Source organism: Agromyces sp. Y575, from assembly GCF_059445445.1.
This window is the reverse complement of record NZ_JCAIUI010000003.1, coordinates 365099-386674: the sequence shown is the minus strand read 5'-3', so window position 1 is coordinate 386674 and position 21576 is coordinate 365099. Positions and strand designations below refer to the sequence as shown.

Annotated in this window: 19 protein-coding genes, 1 pseudogene and 1 riboswitch; of the genes and pseudogenes, 14 read left to right on the top strand and 6 right to left on the bottom strand. The window is 68.0% G+C overall.

Features of this window, described 5'->3' with window-relative positions; translation table 11 throughout:
- Window positions 1-60: 60 nt before the first annotated feature.
- The 3 genes from AC1C2U_RS13925 to AC1C2U_RS13915 form a co-directional block, all read right to left on the bottom strand.
- Window positions 61-1161 carry a BMP family lipoprotein gene (locus tag AC1C2U_RS13925; protein WP_495362357.1) on the bottom strand — a complete coding sequence of 367 codons (1101 nt, stop codon included), beginning with the start codon at window positions 1159-1161 and terminating at the stop codon, window positions 61-63.
- A 165-nt stretch (window positions 1162-1326) separates the two neighbouring features.
- Window positions 1327-2397, bottom strand: a complete 1071-nt coding sequence (locus AC1C2U_RS13920; RefSeq protein ID WP_495362356.1) for a BMP family lipoprotein — start codon at window positions 2395-2397, stop codon at window positions 1327-1329.
- Window positions 2398-2421: 24 nt separating this feature from the next.
- Window positions 2422-3540 (bottom strand): mannose-1-phosphate guanylyltransferase, encoded by a 1119-nt coding sequence (locus AC1C2U_RS13915; protein ID WP_495362355.1) that lies wholly within the window; start codon window positions 3538-3540, stop codon window positions 2422-2424.
- A 226-nt stretch (window positions 3541-3766) separates the two neighbouring features.
- Between AC1C2U_RS13915 and sdhC the strand changes: the two genes are divergently transcribed.
- The 9 genes from sdhC to AC1C2U_RS13870 all read left to right on the top strand — a co-directional run bounded on the left by sdhC (window position 3767) and on the right by AC1C2U_RS13870 (window position 11861).
- A complete protein-coding gene (sdhC, locus tag AC1C2U_RS13910) occupies window positions 3767-4189 on the top strand; it encodes a succinate dehydrogenase, cytochrome b556 subunit (RefSeq protein WP_495362354.1) in 423 nt (140 codons plus the stop codon).
- A gap of 13 nt (window positions 4190-4202) precedes the next feature.
- Window positions 4203-4634: a succinate dehydrogenase hydrophobic membrane anchor subunit gene (locus AC1C2U_RS13905; protein ID WP_495362353.1), complete on the top strand. Its 432-nt coding sequence runs from the start codon at window positions 4203-4205 to the stop codon at window positions 4632-4634.
- 7 nt (window positions 4635-4641) lie between these two features.
- Complete coding sequence (sdhA, locus tag AC1C2U_RS13900; RefSeq protein WP_495362352.1) at window positions 4642-6465, top strand: succinate dehydrogenase flavoprotein subunit; 1824 nt, start codon at window positions 4642-4644, stop codon at window positions 6463-6465.
- Window position 6466: 1 nt separating this feature from the next.
- Window positions 6467-7222: a succinate dehydrogenase iron-sulfur subunit gene (locus AC1C2U_RS13895; protein ID WP_495362351.1), complete on the top strand. Its 756-nt coding sequence runs from the start codon at window positions 6467-6469 to the stop codon at window positions 7220-7222.
- Between the two features lie 113 nt (window positions 7223-7335).
- Window positions 7336-8622: a YihY/virulence factor BrkB family protein gene (locus AC1C2U_RS13890; RefSeq protein ID WP_495362350.1), complete on the top strand. Its 1287-nt coding sequence runs from the start codon at window positions 7336-7338 to the stop codon at window positions 8620-8622.
- 9 nt (window positions 8623-8631) lie between these two features.
- Window positions 8632-9471, top strand: coding sequence for an exodeoxyribonuclease III (locus AC1C2U_RS13885; RefSeq protein ID WP_495362349.1), 840 nt, complete (start codon window positions 8632-8634; stop codon window positions 9469-9471).
- Between the two features lie 37 nt (window positions 9472-9508).
- Window positions 9509-10522, top strand: a complete 1014-nt coding sequence (gene trpS / locus AC1C2U_RS13880) for a tryptophan--tRNA ligase (protein ID WP_495362348.1) — start codon at window positions 9509-9511, stop codon at window positions 10520-10522.
- Between the two features lie 14 nt (window positions 10523-10536).
- Window positions 10537-11100, top strand: coding sequence for a GNAT family N-acetyltransferase (locus AC1C2U_RS13875; RefSeq protein ID WP_495362347.1), 564 nt, complete (start codon window positions 10537-10539; stop codon window positions 11098-11100).
- A complete protein-coding gene (locus AC1C2U_RS13870; RefSeq protein WP_495362346.1) occupies window positions 11097-11861 on the top strand; it encodes an HAD family hydrolase in 765 nt (254 codons plus the stop codon). Before AC1C2U_RS13875 ends, AC1C2U_RS13870 begins: the two co-directional genes overlap by 4 nt.
- 355 nt (window positions 11862-12216) lie before the next feature.
- Here the strand turns inward: AC1C2U_RS13870 and glpK are convergent, their stop codons facing one another.
- The 3 genes from glpK to AC1C2U_RS13855 all read right to left on the bottom strand — a co-directional run bounded on the left by glpK (window position 12217) and on the right by AC1C2U_RS13855 (window position 16525).
- Window positions 12217-13731, bottom strand: coding sequence for a glycerol kinase GlpK (gene glpK / locus AC1C2U_RS13865; RefSeq protein ID WP_495362345.1), 1515 nt, complete (start codon window positions 13729-13731; stop codon window positions 12217-12219).
- 55 nt (window positions 13732-13786) lie between these two features.
- Entirely contained in the window at window positions 13787-14563 is a 777-nt protein-coding gene (locus tag AC1C2U_RS13860) for an MIP/aquaporin family protein (protein ID WP_495362344.1), read from the bottom strand.
- A 216-nt stretch (window positions 14564-14779) separates the two neighbouring features.
- Window positions 14780-16525, bottom strand: a complete 1746-nt coding sequence (locus AC1C2U_RS13855) for a glycerol-3-phosphate dehydrogenase/oxidase (RefSeq protein ID WP_495362343.1) — start codon at window positions 16523-16525, stop codon at window positions 14780-14782.
- A gap of 121 nt (window positions 16526-16646) precedes the next feature.
- Here AC1C2U_RS13855 and AC1C2U_RS13850 point away from each other — a divergent pair, with 121 nt between their 5' ends.
- The 5 genes and pseudogenes from AC1C2U_RS13850 (at window position 16647) to ribH (ending at window position 21570) form a co-directional block, all read left to right on the top strand.
- Window positions 16647-17654, top strand: coding sequence for a sugar-binding transcriptional regulator (locus tag AC1C2U_RS13850; RefSeq protein WP_495362342.1), 1008 nt, complete (start codon window positions 16647-16649; stop codon window positions 17652-17654).
- A 38-nt stretch (window positions 17655-17692) separates the two neighbouring features.
- A riboswitch (FMN riboswitch) is annotated at window positions 17693-17835 on the top strand.
- Window positions 17836-17923: 88 nt separating this feature from the next.
- Complete coding sequence (ribD, locus tag AC1C2U_RS13845; protein ID WP_495362341.1) at window positions 17924-18964, top strand: bifunctional diaminohydroxyphosphoribosylaminopyrimidine deaminase/5-amino-6-(5-phosphoribosylamino)uracil reductase RibD; 1041 nt, start codon at window positions 17924-17926, stop codon at window positions 18962-18964.
- Window position 18965: 1 nt separating this feature from the next.
- A pseudogene (locus tag AC1C2U_RS13840) lies at window positions 18966-19565 on the top strand (riboflavin synthase); the annotation flags it as partial.
- Between the two features lie 209 nt (window positions 19566-19774).
- Complete coding sequence (gene ribA, locus AC1C2U_RS13835) at window positions 19775-21079, top strand: GTP cyclohydrolase II (RefSeq protein ID WP_495362340.1); 1305 nt, start codon at window positions 19775-19777, stop codon at window positions 21077-21079.
- Window positions 21076-21570, top strand: a complete 495-nt coding sequence (gene ribH / locus AC1C2U_RS13830) for a 6,7-dimethyl-8-ribityllumazine synthase (RefSeq protein WP_495362339.1) — start codon at window positions 21076-21078, stop codon at window positions 21568-21570. Before ribA ends, ribH begins: the two co-directional genes overlap by 4 nt.
- Window positions 21571-21576 lie beyond the last annotated feature (6 nt).

Sequence of the window (21576 nt, the reverse complement as noted above, 5' to 3'; positions counted from 1 at the left end):
AGGGAGGCCGGCTCGTGCCGACCTCCCTCCGGTGCAGGTGCTGCAGGGTCGTGCGGGACCTTACTGCGGGGTCGAGGGCGACTCGACCGTGATGGTGCCGCTGATGATGTCGGCCTTGAGCTGCTCGATCTCGTCGAGCAGCGCCGGGTCGACCTTCGACTCCCAGTCGTGCAGCGGGGCCAGGCCCACACCCTCGTTCTCGAGGGTGCCGATGTAGGGGTCGGCCGAGAACTCGTCGTTGCCGGCGTCGACGATGATCTCACGCGTGGCATCCGTCATCTGCTTCATCACGGAGGTGAGGTACATCTCGCCGAACTCGGGAGCGGTCAGGAACAGGTCGCTGTCGACGCCGATGATGGCGACGTCTTTGCCCGAGTCCTGGATGGCCTGAGCCGAGCCCTGGAAGAGCGGGCCTGCGACCGGGAGGATGATGTCGGCACCCTGGTCGATGAAGCCCTGGGTCAGGGTCTTGCCCTGGTTGATGTCATCGAAGCTGCCGGCCATGGTGCCGTCTTGCGCGGCCTTGTCCCAGCCGAGCACCTTGACGTCGGTGCCCTTGACCTCGTTGTACTTCGCGACGCCGTCGACGAAGCCGTCCATGAAGATCGTCACCGACGGGAACGGCAGGCCGCCGAACGTCGCGACGGTGCCGGTCTTGGTCGTGCCGGCGGCGAGGTAGCCCGCGAGGTATGCGGCCTGCGCGGTGTCGTAGAGCACCGGCTTCACGTTGTCGAGCGTCAACGGCGAGAAGTCGTCGTTCGAGAGCGCCGAGTCGATGAGGGCGAACTCGGTGTCGGTGCTCTCCTGCGCCGCGTCGCGGGTGGCGTTCGCGAGAGCGAAGCCGACCGTCAGGATGAAGTCGCAGCCCTGGTCGACCATGCTCGAGACGTTGCTCTCGTACTGGTCTTCGGACTTCGACTCGGCCTGCTTGAATTCGACGCCGAGCTCTTCTGCCGCCTCGGTGATGCCATCGAAGCTCGACTCGTTGAACGAGTGGTCGTCGAAGCCACCAAAGTCCGAGACGATGCAGGGCAGGAAGTCGGGGGCGCCGGCGTCGCCGGAACCGCCTTCTTCGGGTGCGGCTGCACAGCCGGCGAGCAGCACAGCTGCGCCGAACAGTGCGAGGCCGCCCATGGCGGCCTTCTTGATCGTGACCTTCACTGTGTCCTCCAAAGACTGCGCCCCGACCGTTCCGAGGCTCGTGCAGTCACGTTACCGAATGTTGCGTCGCGCGCCGCGGCCTGAGGGGCACGCGGCATCCAATGGTTATCAAGACGCGATGTTCTGCTCATATGAGCAGGGTGGAGACCTCGTGAACGGGGGTGCTCAGCCACGTTCAGGGGCGCTCGGCGACTCGACGACGATCTCACCGGCGATGATCGCCTGCCGGAGTCCCTCGAGCTCACCGTCGAGCGCGGGCGGCACGAGCGACTCGAGGTCGTGATACGGCGCGATCTCCACCCCGCCGTTCTCGAGTGTGCCGATGAACGGCTCGTTGTCGAACGCCCCGTCGAGCACGTCGCCGACGATCTCGACCATCGCGTCCTGGGTGTTCTTCAGCACGCTCGTGAGCACGAGACCGTGGAACTCGGCGGGCAGCACGTCGTAGCCGTCGCTGTCGACCCAGATCACCGAGACGCCGGCATTCTCGCTCGCGGCCGCCGCCGCCCCCTCGCCCACCTGCCCGGCCACGGGCAGGATGACGTCGGCACCCTGGTCGATGAATGCTTGCGTGAGTGTCTTGCCCTTCGAGATGTCCTCGAAGTCGCCGGTGAAGGTGCCGTCTTGCGCGGCCTTGTCCCAGCCGAGGGCGCGCACCTGTGCGCCGTGCACCTCGTTGTACTTCGCGACGCCGTCGACGAAGCCGTCCATGAAGAGGGTGACCGGCGGCTGGTTGCCGCCGCCGAACGTCGCGACGACACCCGTCTTCGAGACGCCCGCCGCGAGATAGCCGGCGAGGTACGCCGCCTGCGCGGTGTCGAAGACGACCGGCTTCACGTTGTCGGCCTCGACCGTCTCGTCGACGATCGCGAAGGCGACGTCGGGGTTCTTGCCCGCCTGGTCGAGCGTCGACTCGGCGAGCTCCCATCCGACGGTGACGATGAGCTCGCAGCCCGAGTCGACCGCCTGCTGCACGTTCGGTGCCAGGTCGGTCTCCCCTGTGGAGACGATCGCCTCGGTGGTGACGTCGTACACGTCTTCAGCCGCCTGCAGCCCCTCCCAGCTCGACTGGTTGAAGGAGCGGTCTTCGAGGCCGCCCGAGTTCGTGACCATCCGCACGCACGATTCACTCGCCTCGCCGCCGTCACCGCCTTCTGGCGCAGGGGCGCACGAGACGAGGGCGACGGATGCCGCGACCAACGTCGCACCCGCGATGATGCTTCGACCCAGAGACATCCGGAACCCGCTCTCTCGCGCTCGCTAGAGCACGTCGCTCGAACCGCCGAGGCGAAGGGCGTCGACGACCGCTTTGACCCGCTGCGCATGCTCGCTCGTGGTGACGAGAAGCGCATCCGGCGTGTCAACGACGACGATATCGTGCACGCCGATCAAGCTGATGACCCGCTTCGAGCGGCTGATGACGATGCCGCTGGACGCGTCGGAGAGCACGCGGGCGTTCTCTCCCAGGATCGCGAGCTCGCCGGAGCGGCCCGCGGTGTTGAGCTTGGCGAGCGAGGCGAAGTCGCCCACGTCGTCCCACGCGAAGTGACCGCGGATGACCGCGAGGCGACCCTCGGCAGCGGCAGGCTCTGCGACCGAGTAGTCGATCGCGATCTTCTCGAGCCGCGGCCAGATGCGATCGACGGCGGGGCCGCGCTTGTCGGGGTCGTCCCACGCCGCTGCGAGTTCGACGAGCCCCGCGTGCAGTTCGGGCTTGTTGCGCGCGATCTCGGCGAGGAGCGCGTCGGCCCGGGCGATGAACATGCCCGCGTTCCAGAGGTGCTTGCCGCCCGCGAGGTAGCGCTTGGCCGTTGCGAGATCGGGCTTCTCGACGAAGCTCGCGACCGCCTCGACGTGCGCGGCTCCTTCGACGTCGACGGTTGCGCCGCACTCGATGTAGCCGAAGCCGACGGCGGGCTCGGTCGGCGTGATGCCGATCGTGGCGATGTAACCCGCCCGGGCGGCCGCGACGGCGTCGACGACGGCGGCCCGGAAGAGGGCCGTTCCCGAGATCACGTGGTCGGCTGCGAACGAGCCGACGATGACACCCGGCTCGCGTCGTTCGAGGATCGCGGCGGCGAGCCCGATCGCGGCCGTGGAGTCGCGGGGCTCGCTCTCGAGCACGATGTTGTGGTCGGCCAGACCCGGCAGCTGCGCTTCGACCGCGGCGCGATGCGCGCGACCAGTGACGACCATGATGCGGTCGGCGCCCGAGAGCGGCACGAGGCGATCCCAGGTGTCTTTGAGGAGCGTCTGGCCGGAGCCGGTGAGGTCATGCAGGAACTTCGGCGCGTCGGCGCGGGAGAGCGGCCAGAGCCGCGATCCGACACCGCCGGCGGGAATGACGCTGTAGAAGCCGTCGATGGGGGTTGCGTCCATCAGCACAGCGTAACCGGGGGCGGTCACGGGCGCTTCGTCAGGCTCAGCGAGCGGAGACAGACTCAGCGAGCGCAGACAGGCTCCGCGGCATCCGTTATCTCGATGTCGAGAGAGTAAGGCTGGCCTAAGCGGCGGCCCGACTGGGTGCGGGTCTACACTCGAATCGGGTCGTGTGCCCAAATCAGCCCGCGTTCGGGGCGATGCACACAGCCAAGGAGGGTTGTTCATGCCAGAGACTTCGGCGGGAACCCTGACCGCACCCGCGAAGCCCGCGAAACAGAGGCCCGGCGGCACCCTGTACCGCGGAAACGAGGGCATGTGGTCGTGGGTACTGCACCGCATCACCGGTGTCGCGATCTTCTTCTTCCTCCTCGTGCACATCCTCGACACGGCGCTCGTGCGAGTGAGCCCCGAGGCCTACAACGCGGTCATCGGCACGTACCAGACGCCCATCATGGGCCTCGGCGAGGTCGCCCTCGTCGGCGCGATCGTCTTCCACGCCTTCAACGGCTTGCGCATCATCCTCGTCGACTTCTGGTCGTGGGCGACCCGGCATCAGAAGCTGCTGTTCTACATCGTCGTCGGCCTCTGGGTCGTGACGATGCTGGCGTTCGTGCCGCGCCACCTCATCAACGTCTTCAGCCACTAGGGAGCCGCGGGACATGACTGCCATGGAATTCTCCGATAGGCCGCGCCGCCGCGGCGTCAACTGGGAGAAGTGGGGCTGGATCTACATGCGCGCGTCGGGCGTCGTGCTGATCGTGCTCATCTTCGGCCACCTCTTCGTGAACCTCATGGTCGGCGACGGCGTGAAGGCCATCGACTTCGGCTTCGTCGGCGGCAAGTGGGCCGACCCGTTCTGGCAGTGGTGGGACGTGCTGATGCTCTGGCTCGCGCTCATCCACGGCGCCAACGGCATGCGTACGCTCGTCAACGACTACACGAACCCGGGTGTCGTGCAAAAGGTGCTGAAGGGCGCCCTGTTCGCCGCCGCCGCTGTGCTCATCATCCTCGGCACGCTCGTCGTCTTCACCTTCGAGCCGTGCCCGGTGGGCGCGCCTGCCGACCTGCTTCCCTCGTTCTGCGCTGCATAGGAGATCCGTGAACACCCAGAACGCCGACGCCGAGACCCAGGTCATCGACGGCGTCCACTACCACCAGTTCGACATCGTCATCGTGGGCGCCGGCGGCGCCGGCATGCGTGCGGCGATCGAGGCCGGCCCGGGCGCCAAGACCGCGGTCATCTCCAAGCTCTATCCCACCCGTTCGCACACGGGCGCTGCGCAGGGCGGCATGGCCGCGGCGCTCGCGAACGTCGAAGAAGACAACTGGGAGTGGCACACCTTCGACACCGTCAAGGGCGGCGACTACCTCGTCGACCAAGACGCGGCCGAGATCCTCGCGAAAGAGGCGATCGACGCGGTCATCGACCTCGAGAACATGGGCTTGCCGTTCAACCGCACGCCCGAGGGCAAGATCGACCAGCGACGCTTCGGCGGCCACACTCGCGATCACGGCAAAGCGCCCGTGCGTCGCGCCTGTTACGCGGCAGACCGCACGGGTCACATGATCCTGCAGACGCTCTTCCAGAACTGCGTGCGGCTCGGCATCAACTTCTTCAACGAGTACTACGTGCTCGACCTCGTCATGACCGAGGTCGACGGGCCCGATGGATCGAAGACGAAGCAGCCGTCGGGCGTCGTCGCCTACGACCTCGCCTCGGGTGAGCTGCACGTCTTCCAGGCCAAGGCCGTGATCTTCGCGACCGGCGGGTTCGGCAAGATCTACAAGACCACTTCGAATGCCCACACCCTCACGGGCGACGGCGTCGGCATCATCTGGCGCAAGGGCCTGCCGCTCGAAGACATGGAGTTCTTCCAATTCCACCCGACCGGCCTCGCCGGTCTCGGAATCCTGCTCACCGAGGGTGCCCGCGGTGAGGGTGCAATCCTTCGAAACGCGTCGGGCGAGCGCTTCATGGAGCGCTACGCCCCCACGATCAAAGACCTCGCACCCCGTGACATCGTCGCGCGCTGCATGGTGCAGGAGGTCGCAGAGGGGCGCGGCGCCGGCCCCCACAAAGACTATGTACTGCTCGACTGCACCCACCTCGGTGCAGAGGTGCTCGAGACGAAGCTGCCCGACATCACCGAGTTCGCCCGTACGTACCTCGGCGTCGACCCCGTGTACGAGCCCGTGCCCGTGATGCCGACCGCGCACTACGCGATGGGCGGCATCCCCACGAACGTGGCCGCAGAGGTGCTCTCCGACAACGACACCGTCGTGCCGGGGCTCTACGCCGCAGGCGAGTGCGCGTGCGTCTCGGTGCACGGTTCGAACCGCCTCGGTACGAACTCGCTGCTCGACATCAACGTGTTCGGAAAGAGGGCAGGCAACAACGCCGTCGCCTACGTGCAGAACGTCGACTTCACCCCGCTCCCGGATGACCCGGCCGCCGCGGTACGCGGCATGCTCGAACAGCTCCGCGACTCGAACGGCACCGAGCGCATCGCCGCGATCCGCAAAGATCTGCAAGACGAGATGGACAAGAACGCCCAGGTGTTCCGCACCGACGAGTCACTCGAGCACGTGACGACGGTCATCGCCGCGCTCCGCGAGCGGTACAAGAACGTCGCGGTGCACGACAAGGGCCGGCGCTTCAACACCGACCTGCTCGAGGCCGTCGAACTCGGCTTCCTGCTCGACCTCGCTGAGGTCGTCGTCTACTCCGCCCGCAATCGCAAAGAGAGCCGCGGCGGGCACATGCGCGACGACTTCCCGAAGCGCGACGACGAGAACTACATGCAGCACACGATGGCGTACCTGTCGGGCGACGCGCATTCGTCCGACGCGGCCGACCACATCCGGCTCGACTGGAAACCGGTCACGATCACCCGCTACCAGCCCATGGAGAGGAAGTACTGACGTGAGCACTGCAACGCTCGAGAACCCGCCGACGGATGCGATCCAGTCATTCACGGTCACCTTCCTGATCCGCCGCTTCGACCCCGAAGTCGACACCGAGCCGCGCTGGCAGGACTTCGACGTCGAGATGTTCGCGACCGACCGCGTGCTCGACGCCCTCCACAAGATCAAGTGGGAGCAAGACGGCTCGCTCACGTTCCGCCGCTCCTGCGCCCACGGCATCTGCGGCTCCGACGCGATGCGCATCAACGGCCGCAATCGCCTCGCGTGCAAGACGCTCATCAAAGACCTCGACATCTCCAAGCCCATCTACGTGGAGGCCATCAAGGGCCTGCCGCTCGAGAAGGACCTGATCGTCGACATGGAGCCGTTCTTCGCGAGCTACCGCGAGGTGCAGCCGTTCCTGATCGCGGGCGCAGCACCCGTGGCAGGCAAAGAACGGGTGCAATCGGTCGCCGAGCGAGCCATCTTCGACGACACCACGAAGTGCATCCTCTGTGCGGCGTGCACCTCGTCGTGCCCCGTCTTCTGGACCGACGGCCAGTACTTCGGCCCGGCTGCGATCGTGAACGCGCACCGCTTCATCTTCGACTCTCGCGACGAAGGCGCCCAGACCCGACTCGACATCCTCAACGACAAAGAGGGTGTGTGGCGCTGCCGCACGACCTTCAACTGCACCGAGGCGTGCCCCCGCGGCATCGAGGTGACGAAGGCGATCGCCGAGGTCAAGCAGGCCATCATGCGCGGCAAGCCGTAATCCGACGTAGGCGCCACGCAGACACGACGAACGGGCTCGCCCACGGCGGGCGAGCGCTGAGACGCGGTCAGTGCTGGCACTGGAATTCAGATGCCCGTCGATAGGGTTGGAGCGTGACCGAGCGTGATGCCACCGACCGCCGGCGCGGCGGGCGGAGTGATGACGGCACGCGTGATGCGCCTCCTGCTGAGGATCCGCTCGACCTGAACGGCACCTCCCGGTCGGCGAAGAATCGGTTCGACGAGTTCAGCCAGCCGATCCGCGAGCGCCTCGAAGAGCCGATCAGCAAGGTCAGCACGATCACCCAGAAGACGATGGAGCTCTTCCCGGTTCGGGTCTGGCGCCACTTCCTGAGCCGAAACGGCTTCATCCTCTCGTCGGGCATGAGCTACCAGGCGCTCTTCGCGATCTTCGCGGCGACCTACGTCGTCTTCGCCGTCGCCGGCATCTGGCTGACGGGGAACGACGACACGCTCGACGCGTTCGTGAGCCTGTTGAACACGTATGCCCCCGGACTCATCGGTGACGAGGGCGTCATTCACCCCGACGAACTCACCAAGATCGCCTCCTCGAGCACGAGCCTCTTCGGCTGGACGGGCGCGGTCGCCCTCGCGGGCCTCATCTGGACGGCCATCGGGTGGATCACCTACGCGCGCATGGCCGTGCGCAGCATCTTCGGGCTGCCGAAGGACACACGCGCCTACGCGCTGCTGAAGGCCCGCGATTTTCTCGCGGGGTTCGCGTTCGGTGCGATCCTGATGCTCGCGGCCGTGCTCTCGGTGGCGGCGACATCGTTGCTCGGCTGGGTGTTCAGCCTCATGGGCCTGCCGAGCGAGACCGGTTGGTCGGGGTTCTTCGTGCAGCTCGGTGCGATCGTCGTCGTGTTCGTGATCGACACGCTCGCCCTCGCCGTGATGTTCCGCTTCCTCTCGGGTGCAGCGATGCCGTGGCGGCGCATGTGGGTCGGTTCACTGCTCGGCTCCGCGGCGCTGTCGGTGCTGCAGTTCCTCGGCGGCTGGCTCGTCTCGAGCGTGACGACCAACCCGCTCCTCGCCACCTTCACGGTGTTCATCGGACTTCTCCTCTGGTTCCGGCTGACGAGCATCGTGATTCTCGTCGCCGCGAGCTGGATCGCCGTCGAGGCATCCGACGCTCACGAATCCCTGCGCAAGGTGACACCCGAGCAGCTCGCGGCGGAACAGCTCGCACAGGAGCACCGGGCCCTCGTCACCGCCGCGCGAGTGCGGTTGCGCGAGGCGCAACGGGAACTCGACACCGCCAACTGGATCGAGCGCTTCCCTGCACGACGCCGTCTCGCGAAGGCCGAGCAGGAGCTCTCCGAGCTCGAGGCATCCGCTGCACCTCTCGGCCCGCGATCCGACGTCGGAGGCCTCCCGTAGGATCGATCCATGCCTTCTGCGAAGCCCCTCCGTCTCGCCAGCGTCAACGTCAACGGAGTGCGTGCCGCGTTCCGAAAGGGCATGGGCGAGTGGCTCGCCGCGCGCGACGTCGACATCCTCGCGATGCAGGAGGTTCGCGCCTCGACCGAAGATCTGCAGGGGCTCCTCGGCGAAGAGTGGGACATCCTGCACGACCCCGCCACAGCCAAGGGCCGCGCCGGTGTCGCGATCGCGAGCCGCAACCGGGCGAGTATCCATCGCGTCGAACTCGGCGCGACCGACTTCGACAGCGCCGGCCGCTGGCTCGAGGCCGACTACGAGGTCGGTGACCGCATCGTCACCGTGGTCTCGGCCTACGTGCACTCCGGTGTGGTCGACACCCCGAAGCAGGTCGAGAAGTACAAATTCCTCGACGCGATGGTCGAGCGGATGCCGCGGCTCGCCGAGCACTCGGCGCTCGCCGTGATCGTGGGCGACCTGAATGTCGGGCACCGCACACTCGACATCAAGAACTGGAAGGGCAACGTCAAGCACGCAGGCTTCCTGCCCGAAGAGCGCGCCTACTTCGACCGCTTCGTCGGCGCCGAGGGTGACGAGTCGTACAACGCGGGCGCCGGGTTCGGCTGGGTCGACCTCGGCCGCCGCTTCGCCGGGGAGGTCGACGGCCCGTACACCTGGTGGTCGCAGCGCGGCAAGGCGTTCGACACCGACACCGGTTGGCGTATCGACTACCAGCTCGCGACCCCGGCGCTCGCCGAGACCGCGGTCTCGTACGTGATCGATCGTGCCGACGCCTGGGACACGCGATGGTCCGACCACGCTCCCGTGGTCGTCGACTACGCCATCTGACCTGCCGCAACGCGGCCGCACTCTCGAAGGATCTCCCATGACACGTAAACCCCGCCTCTACTCGGGCATGCAACCCTCCGCCGACTCGCTGCACGCCGGCAACTACATCGGCGCCCTGTTGCAGTGGAAGGAGCTCCAGTCGACGCACGACGCCTTCTTCTCCGTCGTCGACATGCACGCCATCACCGTGGCCCAAGACCCCGCCGAACTCCGTGAGAAGACCCGGCGCACGGCCGCGCAGTACATCGCAGCGGGCATCGACCCCTCGAGCTCGACGCTCTACGTGCAGTCGCACGTTCCAGCGCATGCCCAGCTCGCCTGGGTGCTCAACACCATCACCGGCTTCGGCGAAGCCGGACGCATGACGCAGTTCAAAGACAAGTCGCAGCGGCAGGGCGCGGATGCCACGAGCGTCGGCCTCTTCGCCTACCCCGTGCTCATGGCCGCCGATATCCTGCTCTACCAGACGGAGATCGTGCCCGTCGGCGACGACCAGAAGCAGCATGTGGAACTCACGCGCGATCTCGCTGCGCGGTTCAACGCACGCTTCGGCGCCGACACCTTCGTCTTGCCCGAGCCCGCCATCCAGCGAGAGACGGCGCGCATCTACGACCTGCAGAATCCGACGTCGAAGATGTCGAAATCGGGCGAGACGCCGGCCGGTATCCTCTGGCTGCTCGACGAGCCTTCGGTCACTGCGAAGAAGATCATGCGCGCCGTGACCGATACCGATGGCGAAGTGCGCTTCGATCGTGAGAACAAGCCGGGCGTCTCGAACCTCCTCACGATCTTCTCCGTGCTCTCCGGCCGCACGATCGGCGACATCGAGCAGGAGTTCGCCGGTCGCGGGTACGGTGACTTCAAGAAGGCACTCGCCGAGGTCGTCGTGAGCGAGTTCGAGCCGATCCGCTCCCGCGTTCTCGAGCTGCTCGACGATACCGCCGAGCTCGACCGCCTGCTCGCCGTCAACGCCGGCCGAGCGAGCGAGGTCGCCGAGACCACTCTCGCGACGGTGTACGACCGCGTTGGGTTCCTCCGGCGCGTGCGCTGAACATGCTGCCCGTCGTGCTCAGTACCGAACGACTCGTGCTCGACCTCCCGGTCGAGGGCGACATCGAACTCGTGACGAAGTACTGCGCCGATCCGTTGTTCCTCCGGTATCTCACGACCCCGTGGCCGTACACGACCGAGCACGCCAGAGCATTTCTCGTGGAGTACATTCCTGAGGCATGGGCTTCGGGCGATGAGCTGACGTGGGCACTTCGGCGTGGCGTCTCCGAGCCTCTCCTCGGGGTCGTCGGGCTGCGTCGCGGCAACGAGATCGGCTTCTGGCTCGGCGCCGAGCACCGCGGCTCGGGACTCATGGCCGAAGCTGTGACTGCGGTCTGCGAGTGGGCACTCGCGGGTGCAGTGCCCGGTGCAGAATCGGTGCTCTGGCGCGCGAATGAGGGAAACCTGGCGTCGGCGCATGTCGCCCGCGCCGCTGGTTTCCGGCGCACGACCCCGAGAATCGCCACCGTGCCCGGGCGCGACGGCCGAACTCTGCCGGCGTGGCATGCCGAGCGCCGAGCCGGCGACGACCCCGCCGCTTTCACGAGCTGGGAACCGCTCTTGGGGAGCATGACGTGACCGACGCGTTCGAATCGCGCGCTGCGCCGCTCGTGCTTTTCGACCTCGATGACACCCTCATGGCTCACCGCGAGGCGGTCAGCACCGGCATCGCACTGCACATGCGGGAGCGGGCATACGACGGCGACCTGGCCGCGGCTTCGACCTTCTGGCATGAGCTCGAAGAGCAGCACTACCACTCCTACCTCGCGGGCCGGCTGACGTTCGAGGGACAACGTCGCGCTCGAGCCCGCGACTTCGCGATCGCGCACGGCGACGAACTCGACGAGCTCGCGGCGGGCGCCTGGTTCGACCGGTACTTCGAGCGTTATCGCGAGTCCTGGGCGCTGCACGACGACGCACTTCCGGCACTCGATGCGATCGCCGCGGTTGTTCCCCGGGTGCGATTCGGCGTGATCACGAACGGCGAGCTCGACTTCCAGCTCGCCAAGCTCGAACGACTCGGCATCCGCAACCGATTCGAGCACGTCATCGCGTCAGGCGACGTCGGCGTGACGAAGCCCGATGCCGAGATCTTCCGCATCGCGCTCGAGCGCTTCGCTGCCGAGGCACCCGTCGGTCGCGCGGCATACGTCGGCGACCGGCTCGTCACTGATGCCGTGGGCGCGAGCGAAGCGGGGCTCATCGGCGTGTGGCTGAATCGGCACGGCCTCGAGGCGGCAGGCGCGATTCCGACGACGGATGCCGCGGCATCCGCGGTGCTCGAGATCGCCTCGCTCGCCGAACTGCCGGCCCTGCTTGCTCCGCGCCTGCTCGGCTGAGGCGCACGCAGGCCCGTTTCGCGCGAGCGGCGATGCCGCTCTGCGAACGGGTGCCATCGACCCCTGAACGAACGGTGCCATCGCTCCCCGAACACGGGAATGGGTCGGGCACACCCCCATGCGCCCGACCCGTCCTCCCACCGTAGCCTGCAGCCCGCCGTACGACGCTGTATCGCGTCATCACCCGATTGACATCCTCCGGTCGTCAGTTCAACCGGTCAGACCGCTCGGAGCGCTTCGGTCGGCCCGCTCGAGCTCCGCCCGAGATCCGGAGGCGGCCTCATCACGAGACTCCCCGCTCCTGAGCCTGTCGAAGGGAACCGATGCGGCACCTCTTCGACAGGCTCAGCGCGCGTCAGACGACGTCGGCGTCGACCCAGTCGAGGGTCTTCGAGACGGCCTTCTTCCAGTTGCGGTCGAGGCGGGCACGCTCGGCCTCGTCCATCGACGGGGTCCAGCGCTTGTCTTCCTGCCAGTTGGCGCGCAGCTCGTCGAGGTTCGACCAGAAGCCGACCGCGAGGCCGGCCGCGTAGGCGGCGCCGAGCGCCGTCGTCTCGGCCACGACGGGTCGCACGACCGGCACGCCGAGGATGTCGGCCTGGAACTGGAGCAGCGTGTCGTTGACGGTGGCCCCTCCGTCGACCCGGAGCTCGGTGAGGTCGACGCCGGCATCGGCATTCACGGCCTCGATGACGTCTCGCGTCTGGAACGCGATCGCCTCGAGTGCAGCACGGGCGATGTGGCCCTTGTTCACGAAGCGGGTCAGGCCGACGAGTGCGCCGCGGGCGTCAGGTCGCCAGTACGGTGCGAACAGGCCCGAGAACGCCGGCACGAAGTACGCGCCGCCGTTGTCGTCGACAGACTTCGCGAGCTCCTCGACCTCGGCGGCCGAGGAGATCAAACCGAGATTGTCACGGAGCCACTGGATGAGTGAGCCCGTGACCGCGATCGAGCCCTCGAGCGCGTAGTGCACCGGCTGGTCGCCGAGCTTGTAGCCGACGGTCGTGAGCAGCCCGTTCTTGGAGTGGACGATCTCTTCGCCCGTGTTGAAGATCAGGAAGTTGCCGGTGCCGTACGTGTTCTTCGCCTCACCGGTCTCGAACGCGGCCTGGCCGAACGTCGCCGCCTGCTGGTCGCCCAAGATGCCGGCGATGGGCGTCTCGCGCAGCAGCGAGTGCTCGTTCGCGATGCCGTACACCTCGGACGAGCTCCTGATCTCGGGCAGCATCGAGCGCGGCACGCCGAAGGCCGCGAGGATCTCGTCGTCCCACGCGAGGGTCTCGAGGTCCATGAACATCGTGCGCGAGGCGTTCGTGACATCCGTCGCGTGCACACCGCCCTTGACGCCGCCGGTCAGGTTCCAGAGCACCCACGAGTCGGTCGTACCGAAAAGCAGGTCGCCTGCCTCGGCCTTCTCGCGCGCGCCCGGCACGTTCTCGAGGATCCACACGATCTTCGTGCCCGAGAAGTACGTCGCCAGCGGCAGGCCGACCTTCGCCTTGAAGCGCTCGACGCCGCCGTCGGCCGCGAGCCGGTCGACGATCGGCTGCGTGCGGGTGTCCTGCCACACGATCGCGTTGTAGACCGGCTCGCCGGTGTTCTTGTCCCACACCACCGCGGTCTCGCGCTGGTTCGTGATGCCCACCGCCGCGATATCGTGCCGGGTGAGGTTCGCCTTGCCGAGGGCCTTGCCGATCACCTCGCCCGTATTGCGCCAGATCTCGGCAGGGTCGTGCTCGACCCAGCCCGCCTTCGGGAAGATCTGCTCGTGCTCGAGCTGCCCGGTCGAGACGATCGATCCGGCCTTGTCGAAGATGATCGCGCGCGACGAGGTCGTGCCCTGGTCGATTGCGAGAATGTAGTCAGCCATCTGAGAACTCCGTTGCTGTCAGTGAACGATGAGATGAAGAGCGGATGCCGCGCGCTCAGCCGATGAGCGGCAGCAGCGGGATCGCGGCCCAACCAGCTGCGAGGCCGCCGAGCAGCGGACCGACGACGGGCACCCACGAGTACGACCAGTCGCTGCCGCCCTTGCCCTTGATCGGCAGCAGTGCGTGGGCGATGCGGGGGCCGAGGTCACGGGCCGGGTTGATGGCGTAGCCGGTCGGGCCGCCGAGCGAGGCGCCGATGGCGATCACGATGAGCGCGACCGGCAGTGCGCCGAGGGCCGCGAGGCCGCCGTCACCCTGGCGTCCGCCGCCGAAGCCGACCACGGCGAAGACCAGCACGAAGGTGCCGATGAATTCGGTCACGAGGTTCCAGCCATACGAACGGATCGCCGGGCCGGTCGAGAACACGCCGAGCTTGTTGCCCGCCTCGGGCTCGGCGTCGAAGTGCTGCTTGTAGGCGAGCCAGACGAACACGGCACCGAGGATGGCGCCGATCATCTGCGCGCCGATGTAGGTGAGCACCGAGACGACGCCGACCGGCACTTCGATGCCGGCTCCCGCGTTGCCGAACTCGGTCGCGCCGTTGGCGACGAGTCCGACCGTGACGGCCGGGTTCAGGTGAGCGCCCGAGGCGTACGCCGCGATGACGCCGGCGTAGACCGCGAGGCCCCAGCCGATGTTGATCATGAGCGTGCCGCCGCCGAAGCCCTTCGTCTTGGCGAGGATGACGTTCGCGACGACACCGCAGCCGAGGAGCACGAGCAGCGCCGTACCGACGAGTTCGGAGAGGAAGACGAGACCGAGATTGTCCACATTGACCTGCTTTCTTGGGGTGTGGTGCTGGCCGTCAGGGCGACCGGCGACCGGGAGGCTCCGTCGAAGCTATCGGGCGATTCGGCCCGGGACGTGCCGATTCCGGTGCACATCCGTGCAGAATGCGTCCGATTGCGGGTTGAGGAGGCGCGCCAGCGCCGTCTCGAAACCGGCTCACCCGAACGAAGGGTTTCGAGACGGCCGCAGCCGGCCTCCTCAACCCACGAGTTGCTCGAGCTCGACCCCGTGGTGCTCGGCGAGCAGCTCCTGTGTGCCGGCCGTCTCGACGGCGCGTCGCTCGAAGTCCCAGCCGATCTCACTGCCGACGATCTCGGCGAGTTCCTCGAGCAGCGGTGCCGTCAGCGCGCCGGTGAAGGCGATGCTCGTGCGGCGCAGCACGACGTCGGCGAGGTGCACGACCCGCTCGGTGCCGGCGAGCCAGGCGATCTCGCGCCGGCTGTAGCCCGCATGGTGGGCGAGGGGTTCGTCGTGCTCGCCCTCGATCGACTCGATGAACGCCTCGGCGCGGGTGCCGTAACGCTCGAGCAGCTCCTCGGCGCGGAGTCGCCCGACCTCGTCGCCGTGGGTGACCGTCCAGACGCGACGGGCGTCGTCGGTCGTCGGATACCCGGCGCCGCCGCCGATCGCGAGGCCGGCCGTCGAACGAGTGCGTTCATGGCCGAGCAGCTCAAGCACCTCGTTCGAGAGGTGTTCGGCGAGGGCGCGGAAGGTCGTCCACTTTCCGCCGACGAGGCTCAGCAGAATCGTGCCGGGGCGCTCCGGGACATCCGCTCGCTCGATGCGGTAGTCGCGGGAGACGAAGCCCGGTGCCTCGTCGTCGTGGCGCGGCAGCGGGCGCACGCCCGAGAAGCGGAAGACGATCTGCGAACGGTCGACGTGCACCGCTGGGAAAACGTGCGCGATGAGCTCGAAGAAGTAGTCGACCTCGGCTTCGGTGCACACCGCAGGCTCGCGCATGTCGTGCTCGAGGTCGGTCGTGCCGACCATGACTTTGCCCTTCAGGGGGTAGATCAGCACGATGCGACCGTCTTCGTGCTCGAAGAAGATCTCCCGGCCGCCGGTCGCCGCGAGCAGCTCGTCGTTGTCGAGCACGATGTGCGAGCCCTTGGTGCCGCCCATGAAGGCGGTCGGGCGGCCGAGCTCCTCATTGGTGAGGTCGGTCCAGGGGCCCGAGGTGTTCACGACGACGTCGGCGGCGACGTCGAACTCCGCGCCGGTGAGCGTGTCGCGGAGGCGCACGCCCCGCTCGCCCATACCGACTGCTTCGAGGTAGTTCGCGGCGCGGGCGTGCCCGCCTGCCGCGACGCCGTCGAAGAGCACGTCGAGCGCGAGCCGCTCTGGGTCGTGCATGCTCGCGTCGTAGTAGGTCGCGGTGTACTTGAGGTCGGGGTTCAGGGCGGGCAGCTCGGCGAGCGAGCGCTTGCGCCCGTGGAAGCGGTGCCGTGGCACCTGGCCGCCGCCCCGCGAGAAGGAGTCGTAGATCACGAGCCCCGTCTTGATGAGCGCGGCGCCGCGCTCGGTGGGCTTGCCGGCCTTATGCGTGAGGAAACGCAGCGGCGCCGAGAGGATTCCCGAGAAGGTCGAGAAAATGGGCACGGTCGTCTCGAGCGGCTTCACGTAGTGCGGCGCGATGCGAATGAGCGCGTTGCGCTCGGTCACCGACTCCTGCACGAGCCGGAACTCGCCGTTCTCGAGGTAGCGGATGCCTCCGTGGATCATGTGCGACGACGCGGCGGATGCCCCCGAGACGAAGTCGCCCCGTTCGACGAGCACGACGTCGACCCCCTGCAGGGCGAGGTCGCGGAACGTCGCGATGCCGTTGATGCCGGCGCCGATCACGAGCACGGAGGCCCGCGGCCGGGTGCGGATGGCCGCGACATCCGCTCGCTCGCCGCTCGAGTACGGGCGGGGCTGGGTCGGGGTCGTCTGCTGCGGAGACAAGTTGTCCTCCTCGGGTGTGGAACGGCGGCTTGCACGAGCATGCCTGGTGTGGATGAATACATCGTGAACACGGCAGAACGAACTTGCAAGCCGGGTGAACAAACGTGCAAGGATGGAGATGATGATCCAGCAACACTCCGGCCCACTGGCCGACGGCGCCGAATCGGTGCCGGGCAAGACCCGCGACGCACTTCGAGCGGCGCATCTCTACTACATGCAGGACCTCACGATGGATGCCATCGCGCACGAGCTGCACACCTCGCGATCCTCGGTGTCGCGCCTACTGAGCCATGCCAGGGCGAGCGGTCTCGTCGAGATCTCCATCCACTCACCGCTCGATCTGCCGAGCCACATCGAGCAGGAGATCCTCGAGCGATTCGAGGTCGGCGCGCATGTGATCCCCGTGCCCGACCATGCGAGCGACGTCGATCGGCTCGACCGCGTCGCGCTCTCGGCTGCACGAATTCTCGGCCGGTTCCTCGACTCGAACCAGACCATCGGCATCGCGTGGGGCTCGACGATGAGCGCCATGAGCCGCCACCTCGTGCCGAAGGCCACGCACAACTCCGAGGTCGTGCAGCTCAACGGCGCCGGCAACGGCCGCACGACCGGCATCGTCTACGCGAGCGAGCTGCTGCGCCGCTTCGGCGACGCGTTCGGTGCACGCGTGCAGCAGTTCCCGGTGCCCGCGTTCTTCGACGACCCCGAGACCCGCCGCGCATTCTGGCGTGAGCGCAGCACACGCCGCCTCCTCGAGCTGCAGGAACGCATGGACGTCGCGCTCTTCGGTGTCGGGTCCCCGTTCGCCGAGGTGCCGAGCCACGTCTACCAGGGCGGTTACCTCGAGCGCGCCGATTACCAGTCGCTCTCCCGCGACGGTGCGGTCGGTGATGTCGCGACCGTCTTCTACCGGGCCGACGGCTCGACCGACGGCATCGCTCTGAACGAACGTGCGACCGGGCCCGACTTCGCGGTGCTGCGGCGGGCGCCCCGTCGCATCTGCGTCGTCTCGGGCCGCGCGAAGCTCGCGAGCCTGCGCGGCGCACTCGCCGCGGGGCTCATCACCGACCTCATCGTCGATGAGGGCACCGCGCGTGCGCTCGTCGAGACCCCGAGTGACGGGGAATAGCCGGGCGCCGCAGGCGTTGATCTAGGATCGAAGAGAGAAACGTGCTCCGGGGTCGGTGTAAGTCCGAACCGGCGGTAACAGTCCGCGAACTGCGAGCGCGAGGTCGAGAGGCCCCGCACCCGTGGTCGAACCGGTGGAATTCCGGTACCGACGGTGAAAGTCCGGATGGGAGGCGCACGTGTCGGCAGCGCTGTGCGCCGTCGACATCAGAAGTTGTCGACAGCGTCGATAGCGCTGAGCACCCCCGGAGCCTTGAGACAGGATCACGGATGAGTGCGGGCGAACCTACGGCAGCGGATGTTGCGGCGATGCGCCGCGCGCTCGAACTCGCCACCTTCGGCCCGGCTCGCGGGGTGAACCCGCGTGTGGGCTGCGTCATCCTCTCACCTGGCGGGGACGTCATCTCCGAAGGATGGCATCGCGGAGTCGGCACGGCGCACGCCGAAGTCGACGCCCTGTCGAAGCTCGCACCCGACGCCGCCCGGGGAGCGACGGCCGTCGTCACCCTCGAGCCCTGCAACCACACGGGACACACGGGCCCGTGCGCCGTGGCGCTCATCCATGCGGGCATCGGCCGTGTCGTCTACGCCGTCGCGGACCCGGGCGATCACTCCTCCGGCGGCGCCGAACGTCTGCGATCGGCCGGGGTCGAGGTCAGCTCGGGCGTGCTCGCCGACGAGGTCGAGGCAATGCTCGACGACTGGCTCTTCGCCGCCCGTCACCACCGCCCGCACATCACCGTGAAGTGGGCGTCGAGCCTCGACGGCCGCGCCGCCGCCGCCGACGGCACCAGCCAGTGGATCACGGGTCCCGAGGCGCGAGCCGACGTGCACCGGCGGCGCTCGGCCGCCGACGCGATCGCGGTCGGCACGGGCACCGTCCTCGCCGACGACCCCTCGCTCACTGCGCGGGGTCCCAGTGGTCGGTTCTTCGAGTCGCAGCCGGTGCCCGTCGTCTTCGGCCGGCGCGAAGTGCCGTCGGATGCCGCAATCACCCGCCACCCTCAGGCGCCCCTGTTCTTCGAAGGCACCGACCTGCACGCCGATCTCGCGGAGCTCGCGCGCCGCGGCATCCGCTCGCTCTTCATCGAAGGCGGCCCGACGCTCGCGAGCGCATTCATCGCCGCCGGACTCGTCGACGAACTGCTCGTCTACCTCGCACCCGCACTCATCGGCGGGCCGCGCCTCGCCCTCGGCGAGCTCGGGGTCGCGTCGATCGACGCCGCGCTCCGCTTCGACTTCGCCGTCATCGAACGGCTTGGCGACGACCTCCTGCTCGTCGCCCACCCCAAGCCCACGGAAGGGAACTGACATGTTCACCGGAATCATCGAGGAACTCGGCACCGTCACGCGCGTCGAGCGCACGGCCGATGCCGCACGACTCACGGTGCGCGGCCCGCTCGCCGTCGAAGGCGCCAAGCACGGCGACTCGATTGCCGTGTCGGGCGTGTGCCTCACGGTGGTCGACTTCGACGCCGAGAGCTTCACGGCCGATGTGATGGCTCAGACGCTCGCGATGTCGACGCTCGCCGACGCCGTCGAGGGGCTCACGGTGAACCTCGAGCGCGCAGCCCGCGTCGGCGATCGCATCGGCGGCCACATCGTGCAGGGCCACATCGACGGCACCGCCGAGTTACTCGAGGTGCGACCGGGCGAGGCGTGGCGGGTGATCCGCTTCTCGCTCGATCTCGCGCACGCGCCGCTCGTTGTCGACAAGGGATCGATCGCGATCGACGGCGTCTCGCTCACCGTGAGCGCCGTCGGCGACGAGCCCGACGGGTCGTGGTTCGAGGTGTCGCTCATCCCCGAGACGCTCACGGCGACGACGCTCGGTGCACGCGAGGTCGGCGATCGGGTCAACATCGAGACCGACATCCTCGCCAGGCAGGTCGAGCGGATGCTGCGGTTCGATCGGAACTCGCTCACTGAGCCTGTCGAAGCGGGCGCGGCCCGGAACCCTTCGACAAGCTCAGGGAACAGGAAAAGCTCAGGGAACAGGAAAAGCTCAGGGAACAGGGACTCGCTCACTGAGCCTGTCGAAGCGGGCGCGGCCCGGAACCCTTCGACAAGCTCAGGGAACAGGCACGGGACCGGGCGTGCGAACACGGTCGGGGGTGCCGCATGAGCCTCTCCACGATTCCCGAGGTACTCGACGCGCTTCGCGCCGGCAAGCCCGTGATCGTCGCCGATGACGAAGCGCGTGAGAACGAGGGTGACGCGATCATGGCGGCCGAGTTCGCGACGCAGGAGTGGATCGCCTGGATGGTGCGCCACACGAGCGGCTACCTCTGCGCGCCGATGCCCAACGAACTCGCCGACCGGCTCGCGCTGCCGCTCATGACCGAGCGCAGCGAAGACGCGCGTGCGACCGCATACACGATCACCGTCGACGCCGCCGACCGCTCCTCGACCGGTATCTCCGCCTCCGACCGGGCGCACACGCTGCGCGTGCTCGCCGACCCCGCAGCCACGCCCGACCGGCTGATCCGGCCGGGGCATGTCATCCCGCTGCGCGCGGTCGACGGCGGTGTGCGCGAGCGCGCCGGTCACACCGAGGCGGCCGTCGACCTCATGCGTCTCGCCGGCCTCTCCCCCGTCGGGGTCATCGGCGAGGTCGTCGCCGATGACGGCGAGATGATGCGCCTCCCGGGGCTCATCGACCTCGGCGAGCGTGAAGGATTGCCGGTGACCACCGTCGCGGCGCTCGTCGGCTGGCTCGAGCAGCACCACCCCGGCTACGACCTCGCGGCGACGCCGCCCCCGGTATCCGTGCCCGAATCCTCCTCGGTCGACTTCGAGGTCGAGACCGCCCTGCCGACGGAGCATGGGGAGTTCCGCGTTCGCGCCTATCGCGACCGCGCCACCGGCGCAGACCACGTGGCGATCATCGCAGGCGACCCGGCAACCGTGCCGGGCGGTGCCATCGTTCGGGTGCACTCGGAGTGCCTCACGGGCGAGGCGTTCGGTTCGCTCAAATGCGAGTGCGGGCCGCAACTGGACGCGGCGCTCGAGACGATCCAACAGGACGGCGGCGTGGTCATCTACCTGCGCGGTCACGAAGGGCGCGGTATCGGCCTCATCAACAAGCTGCGCGCCTATCGGCTGCAGGAGGACGGACTCGACACGCTCGACGCCAACCTCGCCCTCGGCCTGCCGATCGACTCGCGCGACTACAGTGCCGCGACCGCGATCCTCACCGACCTCGGACTCAGCCGGGTGCGCCTGCTCACCAACAACCCCGAGAAGGTGCGACAGCTCGAGGCGCACGGCATCACCGTGACCGAGCGACTCCCGCTCGTCGTCGGCGTCGGCGTCGGCAACACCGGATACCTCGACACGAAGCGCCACCGCATGGGGCACACGATCGATGACCAACAGCTGGCGGACAGCGCAGCTGAGACCCTCCTGGAAGGACACCCGTCATGAGCGGAGCAGGATCCCCCACTGGCACCGATGCCTTGGCGAATGTCGATGGCCGTGGCCTCACCCTCGTCATCGTCGCCGGCAGCTGGCACGACGAGATCACGAACGGCCTGATCGCCGGGGCGACCCGCACTCTCGAGGCATCCGGAGCGGAATTCTCGCTCGTTCGCGTGCCCGGCAGCTTCGAGCTGCCCGTCGTCGCGAAGGCGGCGCTCGAAGCAGGCGCCGACGCGGTCGTCGCCCTCGGAGTGATCATCCGCGGCGGCACGCCGCACTTCGAGTACGTCTCGGCTGCGGCGACCGACGGGCTGACCCGGGTCGCCCTCGACACCGGCAAGCCCGTCGGGTTCGGCCTGCTGACCCTCGACGACGAGCGGCAGGGGCTCGACCGAGCAGGCCTGCCGCACTCGAAGGAGGACAAGGGGCGCGAGGCGGCCGAGGCCGCCATCGCGACGGTGCGCGCGCTGCGCTCCCTCGGCGACTCTGCCGGTTGAGCCTGT